At 60.4% G+C, this 15,826-nt stretch carries 15 protein-coding genes and 1 tRNA gene; 12 read left to right on the forward strand and 4 right to left on the reverse strand.

Annotation, left to right across the window (positions count from 1 at the left end):
* Nucleotides 1-48: 48 nt before the first annotated feature.
* From E5K02_RS20880 to E5K02_RS20910, 7 genes are all read left to right on the forward strand, one after another.
* Nucleotides 49-1,338, forward strand: coding sequence for a hypothetical protein (locus tag E5K02_RS20880; protein ID WP_135397628.1), 1,290 nt, complete (start codon nucleotides 49-51; stop codon nucleotides 1,336-1,338).
* Nucleotides 1,319-1,831 (forward strand): DUF6712 family protein, encoded by a 513-nt coding sequence (locus E5K02_RS20885; protein WP_135397630.1) that lies wholly within the window; start codon nucleotides 1,319-1,321, stop codon nucleotides 1,829-1,831. Before E5K02_RS20880 ends, E5K02_RS20885 begins: the two co-directional genes overlap by 20 nt.
* A gap of 10 nt (nucleotides 1,832-1,841) precedes the next feature.
* Complete coding sequence (locus E5K02_RS20890; RefSeq protein ID WP_167856526.1) at nucleotides 1,842-2,453, forward strand: hypothetical protein; 612 nt, start codon at nucleotides 1,842-1,844, stop codon at nucleotides 2,451-2,453.
* 11 nt (nucleotides 2,454-2,464) lie between these two features.
* The gene (locus E5K02_RS20895) at nucleotides 2,465-3,019 is read left to right on the forward strand and encodes a glycoside hydrolase family 19 protein (RefSeq protein ID WP_135397633.1); all 555 of its coding nucleotides are present in this window, start codon (nucleotides 2,465-2,467) and stop codon (nucleotides 3,017-3,019) included.
* Between the two features lie 64 nt (nucleotides 3,020-3,083).
* On the forward strand, nucleotides 3,084-3,272 hold the full coding sequence (locus E5K02_RS20900) for a hypothetical protein (RefSeq protein ID WP_135397635.1): 189 nt from the start codon (nucleotides 3,084-3,086) through the stop codon (nucleotides 3,270-3,272).
* Nucleotides 3,273-3,275: 3 nt separating this feature from the next.
* Nucleotides 3,276-3,734, forward strand: a complete 459-nt coding sequence (locus tag E5K02_RS20905) for a hypothetical protein (protein WP_135397637.1) — start codon at nucleotides 3,276-3,278, stop codon at nucleotides 3,732-3,734.
* The gene (locus tag E5K02_RS20910; RefSeq protein WP_135397639.1) at nucleotides 3,731-4,411 is read left to right on the forward strand and encodes a hypothetical protein; all 681 of its coding nucleotides are present in this window, start codon (nucleotides 3,731-3,733) and stop codon (nucleotides 4,409-4,411) included. The genes E5K02_RS20905 and E5K02_RS20910 overlap by 4 nt, the downstream gene beginning before the upstream one ends.
* An 859-nt stretch (nucleotides 4,412-5,270) precedes the next feature.
* Here E5K02_RS20910 and E5K02_RS20915 read toward each other — a convergent pair.
* The 3 genes from E5K02_RS20915 to E5K02_RS20925 all read right to left on the reverse strand — a co-directional run bounded on the left by E5K02_RS20915 (nucleotide 5,271) and on the right by E5K02_RS20925 (nucleotide 7,173).
* Nucleotides 5,271-5,344 (reverse strand) — tRNA-Arg (locus E5K02_RS20915).
* A 122-nt stretch (nucleotides 5,345-5,466) separates the two neighbouring features.
* Complete coding sequence (locus tag E5K02_RS20920; protein ID WP_135397641.1) at nucleotides 5,467-6,177, reverse strand: TVP38/TMEM64 family protein; 711 nt, start codon at nucleotides 6,175-6,177, stop codon at nucleotides 5,467-5,469.
* Nucleotides 6,178-6,288: 111 nt separating this feature from the next.
* Nucleotides 6,289-7,173: a DUF2167 domain-containing protein gene (locus E5K02_RS20925; RefSeq protein ID WP_240737380.1), complete on the reverse strand. Its 885-nt coding sequence runs from the start codon at nucleotides 7,171-7,173 to the stop codon at nucleotides 6,289-6,291.
* A gap of 173 nt (nucleotides 7,174-7,346) precedes the next feature.
* Between E5K02_RS20925 and E5K02_RS20930 the strand changes: the two genes are divergently transcribed.
* The 4 genes from E5K02_RS20930 to E5K02_RS20945 all read left to right on the forward strand — a co-directional run bounded on the left by E5K02_RS20930 (nucleotide 7,347) and on the right by E5K02_RS20945 (nucleotide 10,849).
* Nucleotides 7,347-8,486 carry a cystathionine gamma-synthase gene (locus tag E5K02_RS20930; RefSeq protein WP_135397643.1) on the forward strand — a complete coding sequence of 380 codons (1,140 nt, stop codon included), beginning with the start codon at nucleotides 7,347-7,349 and terminating at the stop codon, nucleotides 8,484-8,486.
* Between the two features lie 11 nt (nucleotides 8,487-8,497).
* The gene (locus E5K02_RS20935; RefSeq protein ID WP_135397645.1) at nucleotides 8,498-8,962 is read left to right on the forward strand and encodes a hypothetical protein; all 465 of its coding nucleotides are present in this window, start codon (nucleotides 8,498-8,500) and stop codon (nucleotides 8,960-8,962) included.
* 126 nt (nucleotides 8,963-9,088) lie between these two features.
* Nucleotides 9,089-9,778, forward strand: coding sequence for an SGNH/GDSL hydrolase family protein (locus tag E5K02_RS20940; protein WP_135397647.1), 690 nt, complete (start codon nucleotides 9,089-9,091; stop codon nucleotides 9,776-9,778).
* Between the two features lie 87 nt (nucleotides 9,779-9,865).
* Entirely contained in the window at nucleotides 9,866-10,849 is a 984-nt protein-coding gene (locus tag E5K02_RS20945; protein WP_135397649.1) for an MBL fold metallo-hydrolase, read from the forward strand.
* A gap of 86 nt (nucleotides 10,850-10,935) precedes the next feature.
* Here the strand turns inward: E5K02_RS20945 and E5K02_RS20950 are convergent, their stop codons facing one another.
* Nucleotides 10,936-12,498, reverse strand: a complete 1,563-nt coding sequence (locus tag E5K02_RS20950) for a hypothetical protein (RefSeq protein WP_135397651.1) — start codon at nucleotides 12,496-12,498, stop codon at nucleotides 10,936-10,938.
* Between the two features lie 394 nt (nucleotides 12,499-12,892).
* On the opposite strand from E5K02_RS20950, the gene E5K02_RS20955 reads away from it, so the two are divergent.
* Nucleotides 12,893-15,736: a TonB-dependent receptor gene (locus E5K02_RS20955; protein WP_135397653.1), complete on the forward strand. Its 2,844-nt coding sequence runs from the start codon at nucleotides 12,893-12,895 to the stop codon at nucleotides 15,734-15,736.
* Nucleotides 15,737-15,826 lie beyond the last annotated feature (90 nt).

The following is a 15,826-nucleotide window of genomic DNA, read 5'->3' on the forward strand; positions in this document are numbered from 1 at the left end:
CGCGCTTGCGGTACGGGCCTTTTTTCTACCCTTCTTCTTTTGCTTGCCGTGTCCACTGCTCCAGCTGCTTCAGAAACGCAACCCCTTGCTCCATTAGCCCAGGCCCAGCGCCAGGTGATTAAGGCCCAGGCTCCCTTGCGGCCCGAGATTATCACGCTGAGCACGCCCACCGACTACCCGAAGTGGGGCGACGACAACCTGTATCCGCAGCGCCTGCTCTCGGCCATGGCAGCCAGCGGCACGGCCTCGGTGTGTGCTGAGCGCAAAGCGCAGTTCATTGAGGGCAACGGCTTTACCGATCAGACCTTCTACCGGGCCGTCATTGACCGCGCCGGCGGCACCGTCGATGCATTGCTGCAGCCAGTCGGCAACAACACGGCCTACCTGGAAGGTTGGGCCGTGCGGGTGAATATCAACGCCAACGGCTTTCCCTGCGAAGTACTGCACCAGCCCAAAGAGCAGGTGCGGCCCTACTACCCGGACGCCGATGGCGTTACCCGCTGGTGCGGCCTGGTGCGCAACCCGGCCGCCGTGGCCCGGCGTGGAGCTACCTACGCCAGCCGTTCGGGCCTGCAAAAGGTGCCCGTGTTCAACCCGCGTGAAAAGCCCGAGGAGCGGTTGAAGCGCATTTCGGAGTGGAAGAATGAGAAGGGGGAATTGGTAGGCCTGAAGGGCTACCCGGGGGAAATCTACTACTGGTTCCAGAAGCGTACCGGGGCCTACCTGCACCCGCGCCCGCTCATTGATGCTGTGCTGGACGATGTGTATTCGGAGCCACTGCTGAAGCGGAGCCGGGCTGCCGACCTGGACGGCCGCTACTCGGCCCAGGTGATGATTACTGAGTTCGGTACCGCCACGCCTACCCAGGAAGTGCTGGACGCCAACCAGGTGAAGTACGGGCAATTTGTTGGCCCTGATGGCAGCCGCATCTTGCTACAGTATGCTGATCGGCCAGAGACCAAGCCTGCTGTTGATACGCTGACGGCTCCCGATGCCAGCAAACGCTACGTCACCGACGAGGACGCCATCAAGGGCAACATCCGCGAAGCCATGCAGATGCCGGGCGTGCTGCTGGGCCGCGAAATAGCCGGCAAGTTGGGTAGCTGGCAGGAATTCCAGGATGCGGTGGCCTACGTGCAGGCCCTGGTGGTCAACTCGGCCCAGCGCAGCATCGAGCGGGGCTTCGAAGCCGTGTTCCGCAATTTCCAGAAAGCAGATGGCACGTTCCCTTTCCAGCAGCTGCAGGATTTCTCAATTCAAAACCTGACACTGGAGCAAGCCGCACAGCTAGCCGGCGTGTCGCAACCCGCCTCAACAGATGGAACATCTGCTCTTTAGCCTGGAAGATTTCGCCCCCTATCAGGAGCTGCCCGAAAATATCCGCTTGGACCGCATGGCTCCCCACATGCGCGAAGCCCAGCGGCGGTTGAAAGGCGTGCTCACGGAGCCGCTGCAGGCTGAGCTGGTCCGGCGCCACAAAGCTACGGAGCTTACCGGCGACTACCTGGAACTGCACAGCAAGGCAATACCGGTGCTGGTGCATGCCGCACTGGCGTACTTCTGGCCCTTCTCGCAAACGACGCTTACCGCGGTAGGCCTGCGGCAAAAGAATAGCCAGTACTCGGACCCAGTGGACCCGCGCACCCTGGCCAGCCAGGCGGCGGTGTTCGACGGCCGCGCCCTGAGCTACGAGGTAGAGCTGCGCGCCTGGCTCATTACCCATGCAGTCAGCTTCGTCGGCTTCTATCCGGATGCCTCGCACTGTGGCGCCCAGCCGGCCCCGAGCCGCATGCCTACCGTGGTGGTGCAGGCAATCCGTCGACTCCGCTAATTCTCTTTCCATGAATCCCGTGCGCCATACCCATACCGAATTCTTTAAGCTCCTGGGCTTCCACGGTGCACGGGATTTGTTTGCCTCGGCCTTCGGCCTGAAGGCCTACCCGCTACCGCTGCTCAAAATCCAGCTCAGCGGCACGCTGCTGGCGGCCGTGGTGGCCTTCTGCGCGAAGTGGATCTGGAGCCCGCCTTCGGCTCTGTTCCTGCTGCTGGCCCTGGACCTGCTCAACGCCCGCTACGGCTACCTGGCCGACGTGAAACTACGCGGGGGCCGCTTCAAGTGGGACGAGCTGCAGCGCACGGCCGGCAAGATGCTGGCCACGCTGCTGGTGCTTACGGCCGTCAAGAATGCCATTAACAGCTACGAGTACTACAGCTACGCCGCGGACGTGGTCTTTGCCTGGCTCTTCACCCACAAGCTGCGCAAGCTGGTGGTGAAGATGGTTGCCCTGAAAGTCGTCGAGGGCGGCCTGCCCAAACTCATCCTGGGCCTGCTGGCCAGCAAGTTCGGCCCCTACATCGTCGATGCGGTGCAGAAGAAAGAACCGGCCCCTGAACCTGATTCCGAATTGGTAGCCGCCGGCGGTACTCCACCACCTGGCCCAGCTACTCCCTAACCTTATCGAGCATGCTACTCACCAAACAACTCCTAATGGCGGCCGTGACCGGCTGCACGGGTACCGAGGCCGACAAGTTCCTCAAACCCCTCAACGACACGCTGGCCCGCTACAACATCAGTACGCCCTTACGGGTGGCGCACTTTCTGGCCCAGATCGGGCACGAGTCCGTGGGCCTGGATGCCGTCCGGGAATACGCTTCCGGCGCCGCCTACGAAGGGCGCAAGGACTTGGGCAACATCATCCCCGGCGATGGGGTGCGCTTCCGTGGGCGGGGCCTGATCCAGATTACGGGCCGCGCCAACTACTACGCCCTGAGCCGGGCCTTCGGCGTGGACTTCGTGGCCAACCCCGTGCTGCTCGAGCAGCCCCAGTACGCCGCCCTGTCGGCCGGCTGGTTTTGGAAGGGCCGGGGCCTGAACGAGCTGGCCGACGGCAACTTCTTTCTCACCATCACCAAGCGCATCAACGGGGGCACCAACGGCTATGCCGACCGGGAGCGGCGCTTCCTGGTGGCCGCCAAAGCCCTGGGCGTGCCCGGCGGTGTGGCACCCAAGGTAGCATAGCTCCACTAACTAGGTCCACCAACTAACTCCATCAACTCCATCATTTCACCTAATTCTGTTTGCTATGAAACTGCCAATTCCTGCTTTCGCCTATCCCATCATCCTGCTCTGGGTGCTGGCCATCGTGGTTTCGCTGACGCACTACCACCCCGGCATCCTGACCTACCGCCAGTTCACGGGCGGACTTTTCTTCACGGCCCTGGTGGCCTCAGTGCTCTGGCTAGTGCTGGGCATTCGGGCTCAAAAGAAGTAAGCCGTGTTCTGGCTGCTGTTCCAACTCTTCGCCGCCGTGGACGGGCTCTGTGATGCGCTACTCTACGGGATGCGCGGGGCCGACTCGTTCAAGTGGAATGAGCACGCTCCGCTCGTAACTCGCCGCGTGCTGGCCGTCTTAACGGCTTTGTGTGCTAGTGCTGATGCTATGCTCATTGGTGTTGCCTCGATTGGTGACTGGCCAATCTGGCTGGTTTGGTTCCTTTGGCAAACTGTTGCTGCAGGGCTGAGCTACTCGCTCTTCCATAACGAATCCTACAACTTCGGCCGGGTGTGGATTCGGGAGCAGACCCTGGCCAAGGCCTGGGCCGAGTTTCGCTTCAACTATCAATCTTCTACCACGTCGGCCCGCTGGGACTTCGATGGCACCCAGCGCTGGGTGATGGCCGGCGCGGCCGTCGTCGTGATGGGCCTGGGCTTTCTTCTTTTAATGAAACTATGATGGACAGTAAACCACTTGCGCAGTTCGTGCGCTTCCTGACTTGGTGCAGCTTTGGTAGCCTACTTCTGGTGCTGGTAACATTTATCGTTGGGCTTGCCCTAATGCTCACCAGTTGCACCACATCGAAGCCAGCGGCCCAGATGCACGAAGAAAATGCACTATTGCATCAGACAAATACAGCCGTTGGAGAGCCTGTTGACAGTATTGTACAAAAAAAATGCACCATTGCAACAGAAAATCCAGCGCTAAAACGGCGCCTTTTTGGCCTGCTGCCGCCTGCTCAACCTCGCAAGTTCAAGAACAAGGGCACCATCATCTACCAGGTAGGGGAGGGCAACACAGCAGCCAGTGCTAATAAGCCAGGCACCATGGCCACTGGCGCCGGGGCCACGGCTACCGACGCACAGAAAACCGAAGGGCCGGTGCAGGTGGGCCAGAACAATCAGGCTACCGACAATACCAAGGCGGGCCAGCGGGGTGGTGCAGCAGCTACGGGCGAAGGGAGTTCTGCCACGGCCACGACGACGAAGGCTTCTTGGCTATCGGCAGTGCTGCCCTGGGTGGTTGGCATCCTGGTCATTTATTCAGTGCTGCCCTTTCTTCCCATTCCGGGTGCTGGATGGTTGCTGTTACTGGCCATCCGACGCGGCCGAAGTAGGGAGCCAGAAACAGGCTAATTATTTTATTTAATAAGAGCAAAAAGCCCCGGCGCAGGTCGGGGCTTTTTTGTTTCTTAGAGCATGGGCTGCTACTACCAATCCGACTACGAAGATCCAAACGGCATGCCCTGGTGGGCAAAGGTGCTGGGAGTGGTGCTACTCATCGGCCTGGCCCGGCTGCTCATGTGGCTGTTCCCGTAAGTTAGGCGGCGAGTTGCACCTCGTGGATCAGCATGCGCGCCCGGTTGAACTCGCCAATCATCACCCGCATGGAATGATGCAGCCTAATCTGGTCGATACTATCATCTGACCGCTCGGGCATCGTTTTGTAGTACTCTTCTAACGGTGCAATATGAGGCAAAGCGTTGTCGAGGTGTTGGGACTGTTGTGGTAGTGTCACTGTAGTATATCTTTAGACGCTGCGAAAGGTACAGCAAATGTTCAAGAGAAAAACGCTGTTGAAAGCTCAGCAGAAGTATTTCTATTGAAAAAGTATATAGGCGAAAATCTATGGAATCTACTACACACGGTGTTGTCTCTGCCCTCATTTCTCATAAAGCGGAGATCTATAACACTATTGAAATTTCTCCTGGCTTCGATGACGAGCCATGGCGCATGGATCTAGACCATCGTATCAGCAAACCAATGGGACCGGAGAAGGCAGCGTCATACGTGACCGAGCGGTACTTGCTCGACCATCCGTATCAGTTGTTAACTGTGGGCCGGGCCGCTATAACAGAAGCTGTCCTGCAGGTGTTGAACGGGGGCCAGGAGTAGGGTAGAGGTTATATACTCTGTCTGCGTCGCACACTGTTTCGCACACCAAAAACAAAAAACCCTCTTTGCAGCTTGCAAAGAGGGTTTTTCTTGTAATCTGTGGTCGTATAAGGAGTCGAACCTTAAACCTTCTGATTCGTAGTCAGATGCTCTATCCAATTGAGCTATACAACCATTTACTGTTTTGGTGCTGCAAAGATAAGAGCAAAAAATCGGGTCAAGCAAATGAGAGCTAAAAAATCTTCTCAAAAAAGACCCTAAGAAAGCACAAATCGTTGAAAACCAGTTTTAATATTTTATTGATTCGTGGTGCTCCGGCTCAGGGCTCGTTTTAGGGCGCGGTTGAAAATGTAGTAGAGCCCAAACAGGGAAATAATGATGAGGCCCACGAGCAGCAGCTTACCCGTCGTACCGGTATCGGGGTTGCTCACGAGCAGAAACACGTCCTGGGCCTTGGTACCGAGCCAGTAGAAGAATAGGCTGCGCGGCAGCATTCCCAGCACGCTGCCCAGTAAAAAGCGCCGCCGGTCGATGCGCATCACGGCCAGCACGAAGGTCATCAGGGCGAAGGGCAGCACCGGGGAAATGCGGGTGAGAATGATGAGCTGCAGGCTCTCGTTTTTCAACTCCCGCATCACGGCCTCGGCCTTGGGAAAGTGACTCAGAAACGTGGTCATTTTGCCATGGTCGAGCCGGGAGGCCATTTCGTAGCCCACCAAAGCGGCCAAGGCATAGGCAATGACCATTCCCGGCAGCCCGACCCAGTCGAAGTAGAACCCCGTAACCAGGGCCACAAACGTGGTCGGCGTCAGGGCAAAGGCCATGGTAATGCCGATAATCAGGAAGTAAAGCAAGGCTTGGGCCGGGGAGAGGCGCTGCAGCAGGTCCTGGTAGTTGTAGAGCAGAATGGTAAGGGAGGTGCTGCCTACCACCGGCATGGCCACCAGCATGCCCATCGACAGGAAGGTGGAGGCGTTTTTTTGAAAGAGCTCTTTAAGAAAAGCCATAGGCAGGGCGGAAAACAAACGGGCCGGCTAGGAGCAGCCGGCCCGAAGGTAAAACGAAAGAACTCGGCAGAAGGCTGCATCGGGCCCCGGCCGTAGCGCGCAAGCCCCGATTTATTCCTCGGCGGTCTTGGTGCCAAAGAAGCGGCGAATGGCCGTCCAGCCCCCGGCCACCAGGGCCAGAATAACTTTCCAGAACTTCACAATCAAGGCGAAGAAGCCCACTTTGGCCAGCACCTTGCCCGCCACCAGGCCCCCGATACCATAGGCGGCCACTTCGTCGAGCTTGGGGTCGAAGTCGGCGTACTGCTGGCCTTTGGCAAACTCCACGCTCTTGATAATGGCCGGAATCGTGCTGCGGATTTCGGGCAGCTGGTCCATGCCGCCAATGGCGTTCAGGTTGAGCACGCCCTTGCGGCCCAGCAGGCGTACGTTGTAGTTGAGCGTGTTGTCGGCCGAGCTGCTGAAGCGCAGCTCCTTGGCCCAGTGCAGCACATTAAGCTTCTGGTCGTAGAAGGGTTTGGCCGCCCAGCCAATGAGCAGCACCCGCCCGAAGCCGGCTTTTTCCCGCTCCTCGTTGGCCGCCTCCGTGTCGTCCTGCATTTCCTTGAGCAGGTCGTCGTAGTCGATGTCGGCCGCGTCGTCGTCCTTCACGTAGCCCGAGGGGTCGTACTCGACGGCAAAAGCCCAGCTGTCGGCATCCAGCGGCCCGCGGTTCTCGGGAAACAGCATGCCCAGCGACTCCCCGTCGGGGTTGCCCCAGAGCTTGGTCAGCACGTAGTCGCTCTGCTTGACATCGAGGTAGCGGAAGCCCTGGGGCACGTTGAGGGAACCCAGGTTGTTGGGCAGCACAATGTGGCCGGTCTGGTAGTGCAGCGTAGCCTGCACCGAGTCGATGTAGGCCTGCTCGCGGTCGACGGAGTCGGCGGCGGGCGTGGGGGCTGCCTGGGCGGCCATGGTCAGACCCACCAGGGTCCAGAGGAGTAGAAGTTGTTTCAAGTACGTATTGCGTGAGGTGTGAACAGGATTTTGCCACCAAGTTACGGCTTCAAGGGTTGCGGTTGCGGGTAAATCCGGGGCCGCCGAAACTTTTCTCTGTCCGACCTTCTTACCTTTGGCGCCCTAAGCCCCGAGCAACGCGTCCACCTTTCTGATTTCGTTAAAAATCACCCATGAAATTCGGTACCAAAGCCATCCACGCCGGCGTGCACCCGGACCCCACCACCGGGGCCATCATGACGCCCATCTACCAGACGTCCACCTATGTGCAGCGCTCCCCCGGCGACCACAAAGGCTACGAATACTCCCGCACCCACAACCCCACCCGTACCCAGCTGCAGGATGCCCTGGCCGCCCTCGATAACGGCAAATTCGGCCTGGCTTTCGCCTCGGGCATGGCCGCCACCGACTGCGTTATCAAGCTGCTGCAGCCCGGCGACGAGGTAATTTCGACCAACGACCTCTACGGGGGCTCGTACCGCATCTTCACCAAAGTATACGAGCCGCTGGGCATCAAATTCCACTTCGTGCCCATGCACGACATGGAAGCCGTGCGCGCCAAGGTGACGGAGCGGACCAAGCTGATCTGGGTGGAAACGCCCACTAATCCGCTGCTCAACGTCATCGACATTGCCGCCGCTGCCGCCGTGGCCAAGGAAGCCGGCGCCCTGCTGGTGGTCGACAACACTTTCTCGACGCCCTACCTGCAAACTCCGCTGGAGCTGGGCGCCGATATCGTGGTATACTCGCTGACCAAGTATATGGCCGGCCACTCCGATACGGTAATGGGCGCCATTGTACTCAACGACGAGGAAACCCACCAGCGCCTGAGCTTCTACCAGAACGCCTGCGGCGGTACGCCCGGCCCCCAGGACTGCTTCCTGGTGCTGCGCGGCCTCAAAACCCTGCACATCCGCATGCAGCGCCACTGCGAAAACGGCCGCAAAATCGCCGAGTTTCTCAAGGCTCACCCCAAGGTGGGCAAGGTATACTGGCCCGGCTTTGAGGACCACCCCAACCACGAGGTAGCGGCCCGGCAGATGAACGACTTCGGCGGCATGATTTCCTTCGTGCTCGAAGGCGACCGGAAAGAAGACGCCGTAGCGGTGCTCGAAAAATTCCAGCTGTTCTCCCTGGCCGAAAGCCTGGGCGGCGTGGAAAGCCTCTCGGGCCACCCCGCCACCATGACCCACGCCAGCATTCCGGCCGAAGCGCGCCGCGCCGCCGGCCTGTCCGACTCGCTGATTCGCCTCAGCGTGGGCATCGAAGATGTGGAAGACCTGATTGAGGACCTGCGCCAGGCCATCGGCTAGGTCATTAGCACATGCATTCTACTCTGGCGGCCCTGCTGTTGGGCGCTGGCACGCTGACGGCTACCACCGGGCACGCCCAACGTGCTGAGCTACAGCCGGCACCTTTTCGTAAGGCCAATACCCTGGTGGTGTTGACCAGCCTGCCCGCCGACTCGGTGCTGGATGTGGTGGCCCGTACGCTGCAGCAGCGCGGGTTTCAGCTGCCGGAGCCAGCCGCCGGGCAAGGCCCTGAAATTCGGACGCTGCCGGGCATAGAGGCGGGCGTCGCGTGCTGGCCCCTGGTTATTCGGGCCGAGCCCATCAGCGGCGGGGTTCGGCTGACGGGGCGTTACCAGATGCCCGAAATTGCCGGGGCCCAGGAATTTCCCGCCGAGTTCCTGGGCTTCGAATGGTCGCCGGCGAAATGCAGCTTCCGGCAAGTAGAGCGGATTGCGCAAAGCATACCCCGGGCCACCATCACGTACGGCCGTTATTAATCAGCGTAGAAACCGCCCGGCCACTTGGTCGGGCGGTTTTTTTGGGCCGTATGGCTGGGCAAAAGCCGGGGCAATCTGAGTGGGGGCGGGCGGCGTATATGTCCACAGTCTGTCCCTTCCCTGCGTATGCGTTTTCTGTTTATTCTGGCCGTATTTCTGAGCTTCGGCTGCACCCAGGACAAAGCGGCGGCCGTAATTCCCGGCTCGACTACTCCACCCGTTACTAGCTCGGGCGCCACCTTGCTGTCGTTGGGCGACTCCTACACCATTGGCGAAGGCGTGGGTGAGGCCGACCGCTGGAGCGTGCAGCTGGCCCGCACGGCCGGCCTGGCGACGCCCGACATCATTGCCCGCACGGGCTGGACCACCGGGGAGCTGCAACGCGCGGTGCAGGACGCCAACCTGACGAAAACCTACGACCTGGTTTCGTTGCTCATTGGGGTCAATAACCAGTACCGCCGCTTGCCGCTGGCCAGCTACCGCACCGAGTTTCGGGCCTTGCTGCAAACCGCTACGCGCCTGGCGGCCAACCGGCCCAGCCGGGTATTCGTCTTATCTGTTCCCGACTGGGGCCGCTCGCCTTTTGGGCAAAGTACCGACCAGCAGCTCATCAGCCGGGAAATCGACCAGTTTAATGCCGTAGCGCGGGAAGAGTGCCAACAACTGGGCATTGCCTTCGTCGATATCACGCCCCTGACCCGGGCGGCCGCCGGAGACGCCACCCAGTTTGCCCCCGATGGCCTGCACTACTCCGGCAAGCAGATGCAGCTGTGGGCCCAGCAGGCGTTGCCAGTAGTACGTATGCTGCTGCAGTAGGAAAATGAGAAAAAGTAGTGGCTGGATAAAGTAATCCGGGCCGGAAGGCGTCTGCGGGAGCAATTGAGTTTGTTCTTGCGTCTGCTTATGAAAACCGCCTCCCAGTTTACCGGCAAAAAATACCTGAATTCCCTGCCCACCAGCATGTCGATGGACTACGGGCGGATGCTGCGCCGCTGGCTGCGCGGTACGGAAGAGCGGGAGCCCAAAACGGCTCTTGGACCTTTCCGGGCTGATGTGGCCGCCTTGGCCGAGCCGGTACCGGCCAGTGCGCTACGCGTAACGTGGTTGGGCCATTCTTCGACACTGATTGAGCTGGATGGCAAACGGTTTCTGACCGACCCGGTGTGGCGGCTGCGGGCTTCCCCCTTGAGCATGGCGGGCCCCAAACGGTTTTTCGCCCCGCCGCTGGAGCTTTCCGAGTTGCCCCAGCTCGATGCTGTTATCCTCTCCCACGACCACTACGACCACCTCGACAAGGATGCCATCCGCTGGCTGAGCCGGACTGGGGTGCCGTTTTTCTGTCCGCTGGGCGTGGGTGGGCACTTGCGCCGCTGGGGCGTGCCGGCCACCCAGATTACCGAACTGGACTGGTGGCAGCAGGTGAATCTTGGGACTACGCACATGCTGGTAGCTACGCCGGCCCGCCACTTTTCGGGCCGGGGTCTTACCCGCGACACTACCCTGTGGGCCTCGTGGTGCGTGCTCGGGCCGGAGCACCGCGTCTTCTTCGGTGGCGACTCGGGCCCCTACGAAGCGGCCTTTCGCGAAATTGGCCAAGCTTACGGGCCTTTCGACCTGACCATGCTCGAAGTTGGCGCCTACGATGAGCTGTGGGCCGATATTCATATGGGACCCGCCCACGCTTTGGCAGCGCACCGGGCACTGCAGGGAAACACGCTTCTGCCCCTGCACTGGGGCACGTTCAATCTGGCTTTTCACGGCTGGACGGAACCGGTGGAGCAGCTGCTGAAGCTAGCCGCCGCCCACGGCGACACCCTGGTAGTACCGCGGCCCGGGCAGCGCGTCGAGGTAACGGCGGGAGCATACAACTCGCAGTGGTGGCGGTAGGGCCGTGACGCTAAAAATCAATACCCCGTGGCGCAGCAAGATTTCCTGCGCCACGGGGTATTGATTTTTCTAGTCGGGAACTACGTCTACTTGGCGCCAGTGCGCAACAGGCGGGCCGTTTGCTGACCATCGGCGCTCCGGGCAAAGTAAAGACCGGCTGGCACGGAAGCCTCCGGTTGCCACACCACCAGCCCGTCGGGGCGGCTGGTGAGCTGGGTCACGACCCGGCCCAGCTCATCGGAAACAATGACTACCTGGGTGCCCTGGGCCGGCAGCTGAAACTGCACCCGGTCTTGGAAGGGCATGGGAAAAGCAGCCAGGGAAGTTGTTTGCTTGGCTTGGGTGCTGAGCACGATTCGGCTGACCCGGAAGGTGATGGTGCGCACTTCCGTCCCGTTGAGCGGGCAGCCGTTGTCGGCCAGCGTCACGGCGCAGGAATACAGCCCGGAGGGTATATCGGGCACCGACCAAGTCAGGCGGGCTTGGTTGGGACCAGTCGTCTGGAACGAAGCGCCGGGTATAACGCTGGCTACGTCGCTGCTCAGGCGCACGGTTTGGCCGGCGTCGGCGTCGGTGGCGTTCAGAGTCAGGGAAATAAAGGAGCCGGTGGCTACATCGATAGGCAAATCCAGCGGGTAGTCGATGGTGCTGCCATTGATGCGGGCCGTCGTGACGGTAGGATTGCGGTTGCCGCTGCCCTCAAACACGGAGTAGACCACGTCGCGCAACACGCTGCCAATAAAGGTGCGGCGGTTGCTGCCGCTGCTCAGCTTGCGGTACTCATCTACCCGCACGGCCACCACATACGGGCCGACCTGCTTAACGAGCGGAAAGGCCGTTAGCTCGCCCGTCGCGGCGTTAAGAGCAAAATAAGGGGTGGCGATGCCATTTACGACCTGGAAGGAAAAAAGCGGATTTTCGGCGGAAAATGTACGGGCCGGGTAACTGATGGTTTGGCCGGTAGCGGGGTCCTGAAAAGTGCCGGCCGGGTAGCTGGCGTAGGGAAGGGGCGTGCCGCACGAGGGCTGCTGCCCCGATACCAGGGGTTTGGCGGGAGCCACCGAGGTGTAAACCAGCGAGTCGCCCTCGCCATCGAAGGCGCTGAAGCTGTAGCGGTGCGGCTGGCTGGCGCAGAGGAAGGGCAGCGTGGTGGACGTAAACTTAGCCGAGTTGTTGCGTAGGCCGGTCGAATTGTCCAGCACGGCATTTACATGAAAGCCAATGGCTTGCGACTCTATCAGGTTCCGGCTACCGGGCGTGCGGTTTTCCAGGGAAACATTCAGCGACCAGCGAGCGGGCGGCAGTTGTACGACACTCTCAAAAAGGATGATTTCGTACTTGAAGTCATCAGCGCAGCCCAAGGGGGCAGTAGTGGTTTCACTGATACGTTTCATCTGAACCACAAACCCGTTTGGTGCAGTAAAGTCGCAGGCGCTGCTGGTTATGGCCAGATCGACTGTATAGTTGGTAATCATTGACCTCAGGTCGCGGTAGAAGCGGGCCGTAACCCGGTACTGATTGGGCTGGCTGGCCGTGCCGGCATACTCGTAGGCTATGTCGCCGCCCAGCAGGTGGGTGGCTTGCGCAGCTATGGGGCGGCCCAGGCAGAAAATGCCCAGCAGCATAAGGAGAGAAAAGGTATTGCGCATAGAGTAGTTGTTGAAAGGTGCTAGAGAAACGTGAATCGGGTGACAAAAAGAAAACCTAGTGGAGCGTAATAATCCTTTGAAAACTAGGAGCAAAGTACCATTTATTAGGCGTTACACAAGGTGCAGCTCCGCTGGCCGTCGGAGCTGAAGTAGCGGTTGGGAGGGGGGGCAGGACTTCTTGATTTGGCGGTTGTACTATTTGGGGGCCGTAGCAGCGTCGCGGGGTTAAGTTGCTAACTGCGAATTTGCTCCTGCTATCCGTGGGCTTATCAGCAGAATACTATATTGTGGAAAAACCGGCCTGATTTCTTACCAACCGCCTTTGTAACCGGGTGTGCGGCTTCCCGCAGCTTCTGCATTAGCCGATTCTTAACCACTTACATATTGGGTTTACATGAAAACACGCCTACTCTCCACCTACCTATTGCTGCTGTTGCTGCTCTTGGGCTCCGGGCCGCTATGGGCCCAAAATGTCACCGTGACGGGCCGCGTCACCGGTGCCAGCGGGGCGGCTCAGCCCGGTGTCACGGTGCTGGAAAAAGGAACCACCAACGGCACCTCTACCGACAACGATGGTCGTTATAGTCTCAGCGTGCCCACCTCGGCTACCCTGGTTTTCTCGGCCATCGGCTCCCAAACCCAGCAGATTCCGCTCAGTGGCCGCACCACCCTCGACGTGCGCCTGCTCGACGCGGCCACCGACCTGAACGAAGTGGTGGTAACCGGTTCCCGGGCCTCTGAAGGCCGGTCCAATATCCTGACTACGGCGCCCGTAGACGTTATTTCAGCCCGCGAAATCAAGGTCTTTGCCCAAACCGACGTGGCACAGATTCTAACTTATGTGGCGCCCTCGTTTCAGTCGTCGCGTCAGGCTATTTCCGACGGTACCGACCACGTGGACCCGGCCTCCCTACGCGGCCTTGGGCCCGACCAGGTGCTGGTGCTGGTGAACGGCAAACGGCGGCACTCCTCGGCTTTGGTCAACATCAACGGCACGGTGGGCCGCGGCTCGGTCGGCACTGACTTGAATACCATTCCCAACGCCTCCATTAAGCGTATCGAGGTGCTGCGCGACGGGGCGGCGGCCCAGTATGGCTCCGACGCCATTGCCGGCGTGATTAACATTCAGCTCAAAGACGATACCACCGGCGTGCAGGCCAGCAGCACCGTGGGCGAAACCTACGAGGGCGACGGCCGCCTCTACCAGGCCGATGCCAACGTGGGCGTGGGGCTGAACGGCCGCGGCTACCTCGACCTGAGCGGGCAGTTCAGCAACCGTGGCTATACCAACCGCACCGGGGCCGACACGGCTCCGCTGATTTACCTGGGCGGCAACGGCGGCAACTACCCCGCCAGCGCCGATTCCGAGCAGAAGCGGCGGGAGCTCAAAGCCCAGGATGATGCCCTGGTGGCCCAGAACGGCTACGACCGTAAAAACCTGCGGCTGGGGCAGTCGGAAGCTCGCAACTACGGCGGCTTCCTCAACTTTGGCTATACCTTGCTGCCGACTATTGGGCTGGAAGCGTACATCACGGCCGGGGCCACGCACCGCACGGGCAAAGCGGCCGGCTTCTACCGCCTGCCCAACCAGCTCACTCAAACCGACGCCTCCATCTACCCCAACGGCTTTCTGCCCTTTATCAATACGACCATCGGCGACCAGTCCATTATTTCGGGGCTGCGGCTGCGAGTAGCCGGGTTCGATGTAGATTTGAGCAACACCTACGGTCGTAACGCCCTGCGGTTTGACATCAGCAACACCCTGAATGCGTCCCTGCCCGTGGGCCTGAGCCCGACGAATTTCTACGCCGGCACCATTGCCTTCCGGCAGAATACGAGCAACCTGAACTTCACCCGCCGCTTCACCGATGTGGCGGCCCTGAGTACGCTGAACGTCGCCTTTGGCCTGGAGTACCGCGACGACAACTACCAGATTGAGGCCGGGGAACGGGGCTCCTATGCCAGCTACGGCCGCCTGATTGCCCCCGGCACGCCGGCCGCCGCCGGCGCCCAGGTGTTTCCCGGTTACCAGCCCACCGACGCCGTCAACCGCTCGCGCAACAACACGGCGGGCTACATCGATCTGGAAAGCGACATTACCGAGAAACTGTTGGTGAGCGTGGCCGGCCGGGCCGAGCGCTACAGCGACTTTGGCAACAACTTCAGCGGCAAAGTGGCGGCCCGCTACAGCATTCTGCCCGACGTGGCCGTGCGCGGAGCCATCAGCAACGGCTTCCGGGCACCTTCGTTGCAGCAGCGCTACTTCACCAACACCAGCACTCAGTTTGTGCAGGGCGCTCCTAACCAAGTCCTGACCGTCAACAACGACAACCCCATTGTGCGCAACAGCTTCACGCCGGGCGCGACGGGCCAGCAGGGCTTCGGCATTCCCGCCTTGAAGCAGGAGGAGTCGCTGAACTACAGCCTGGGCGTTACGGCCCGGATTCTGCGCACGGCCAGCCTGACCGTGGATGCCTACCAGATTGATATTGAGGACCGGATTGTGTTGTCGTCGCAGTTTAGCCGGGCCAATGCCACGGTGGCAGCCATTCTGGGCTCGTTGCCGGTAAGCCAGGTACAGTTTTTTGCCAACGCCATTGATACCCGCACCCGGGGCATCGACGTGGTGGCCAACAACCGCCTGGACCTGGGACCCGGCCGCCTGACGCTGACGGTAGCGGCCAACTTCAACAATACCGAAGTGCGCAAGGTCAATAGCTCCTCGACCATCGACGCCGACCAGACCGGTTTGCAGAACACCTTGTTTGACCGCCAGCAGCGCGGCCGCATCGAAACCGGGCAGCCCCGCAGTAAAATCAACCTGACGGCCGGCTACTCCGTCGGGATCTTCAGCGTGGAGGCCCGCACCGTGCGCTTTGGCTCGGTGGAATACCGCGACGCCCGCCTCGACAACCCGGCGGCCAACAACGGCTTCCTGTTTTCCAGTATCGACCAGACGTTCTCGGCCAAGTGGGTGACGGACCTGACGCTCAGTGTGCAGCTGAACAAGGAAATTGGGCTGACGGTGGGCGCCAACAACATCTTTGACGTGTACCCCGACAAGTACCGCCTGAATGAGCTCAATAACGAGCAGAACTTTGCCGTGGGGGCCCTGGCCTACAACTCCTCCCGCGACAACACCAACCGGGGCCGGACCATCTACAACCCTAACCAGTTTGGCTACAACGGGGGCTTCTACTTCGCCCGCCTGCTGGTGAACCTGCCGACTTCGAAGTAAGAGTGCGGCGGAGGCAACGCAAAACGGCCGGCTTTCCAGGTGTGGAAAGCCGGCCGTTTGTATGTCTTCCGGAGTCAGACTGCTCCGATT

Origin of the sequence: Hymenobacter metallicola (assembly GCF_004745645.1) — a bacterium.
In the GTDB taxonomy this organism is placed as follows: domain Bacteria; phylum Bacteroidota; class Bacteroidia; order Cytophagales; family Hymenobacteraceae; genus Hymenobacter; species Hymenobacter metallicola.

Coding starts and splice junctions, on each gene's coding strand:
- E5K02_RS20950 (WP_135397651.1), bottom strand. CDS start 12,498: ATGCGCAATACCTTTTCTCTCCTTATGCTGCTGGGCATTTTCTGCCTG.
- E5K02_RS20910 (WP_135397639.1), top strand. CDS start 3,731: ATGATGGACAGTAAACCACTTGCGCAGTTCGTGCGCTTCCTGACTTGG.
- E5K02_RS20890 (WP_167856526.1), top strand. CDS start 1,842: ATGAATCCCGTGCGCCATACCCATACCGAATTCTTTAAGCTCCTGGGC.
- E5K02_RS20920 (WP_135397641.1), bottom strand. CDS start 6,177: ATGGCTTTTCTTAAAGAGCTCTTTCAAAAAAACGCCTCCACCTTCCTG.
- E5K02_RS20935 (WP_135397645.1), top strand. CDS start 8,498: ATGCATTCTACTCTGGCGGCCCTGCTGTTGGGCGCTGGCACGCTGACG.
- E5K02_RS20930 (WP_135397643.1), top strand. CDS start 7,347: ATGAAATTCGGTACCAAAGCCATCCACGCCGGCGTGCACCCGGACCCC.
- E5K02_RS20955 (WP_135397653.1), top strand. CDS start 12,893: ATGAAAACACGCCTACTCTCCACCTACCTATTGCTGCTGTTGCTGCTC.
- E5K02_RS20900 (WP_135397635.1), top strand. CDS start 3,084: ATGAAACTGCCAATTCCTGCTTTCGCCTATCCCATCATCCTGCTCTGG.
- E5K02_RS20895 (WP_135397633.1), top strand. CDS start 2,465: ATGCTACTCACCAAACAACTCCTAATGGCGGCCGTGACCGGCTGCACG.
- E5K02_RS20885 (WP_135397630.1), top strand. CDS start 1,319: ATGGAACATCTGCTCTTTAGCCTGGAAGATTTCGCCCCCTATCAGGAG.
- E5K02_RS20945 (WP_135397649.1), top strand. CDS start 9,866: ATGAAAACCGCCTCCCAGTTTACCGGCAAAAAATACCTGAATTCCCTG.
- E5K02_RS20940 (WP_135397647.1), top strand. CDS start 9,089: ATGCGTTTTCTGTTTATTCTGGCCGTATTTCTGAGCTTCGGCTGCACC.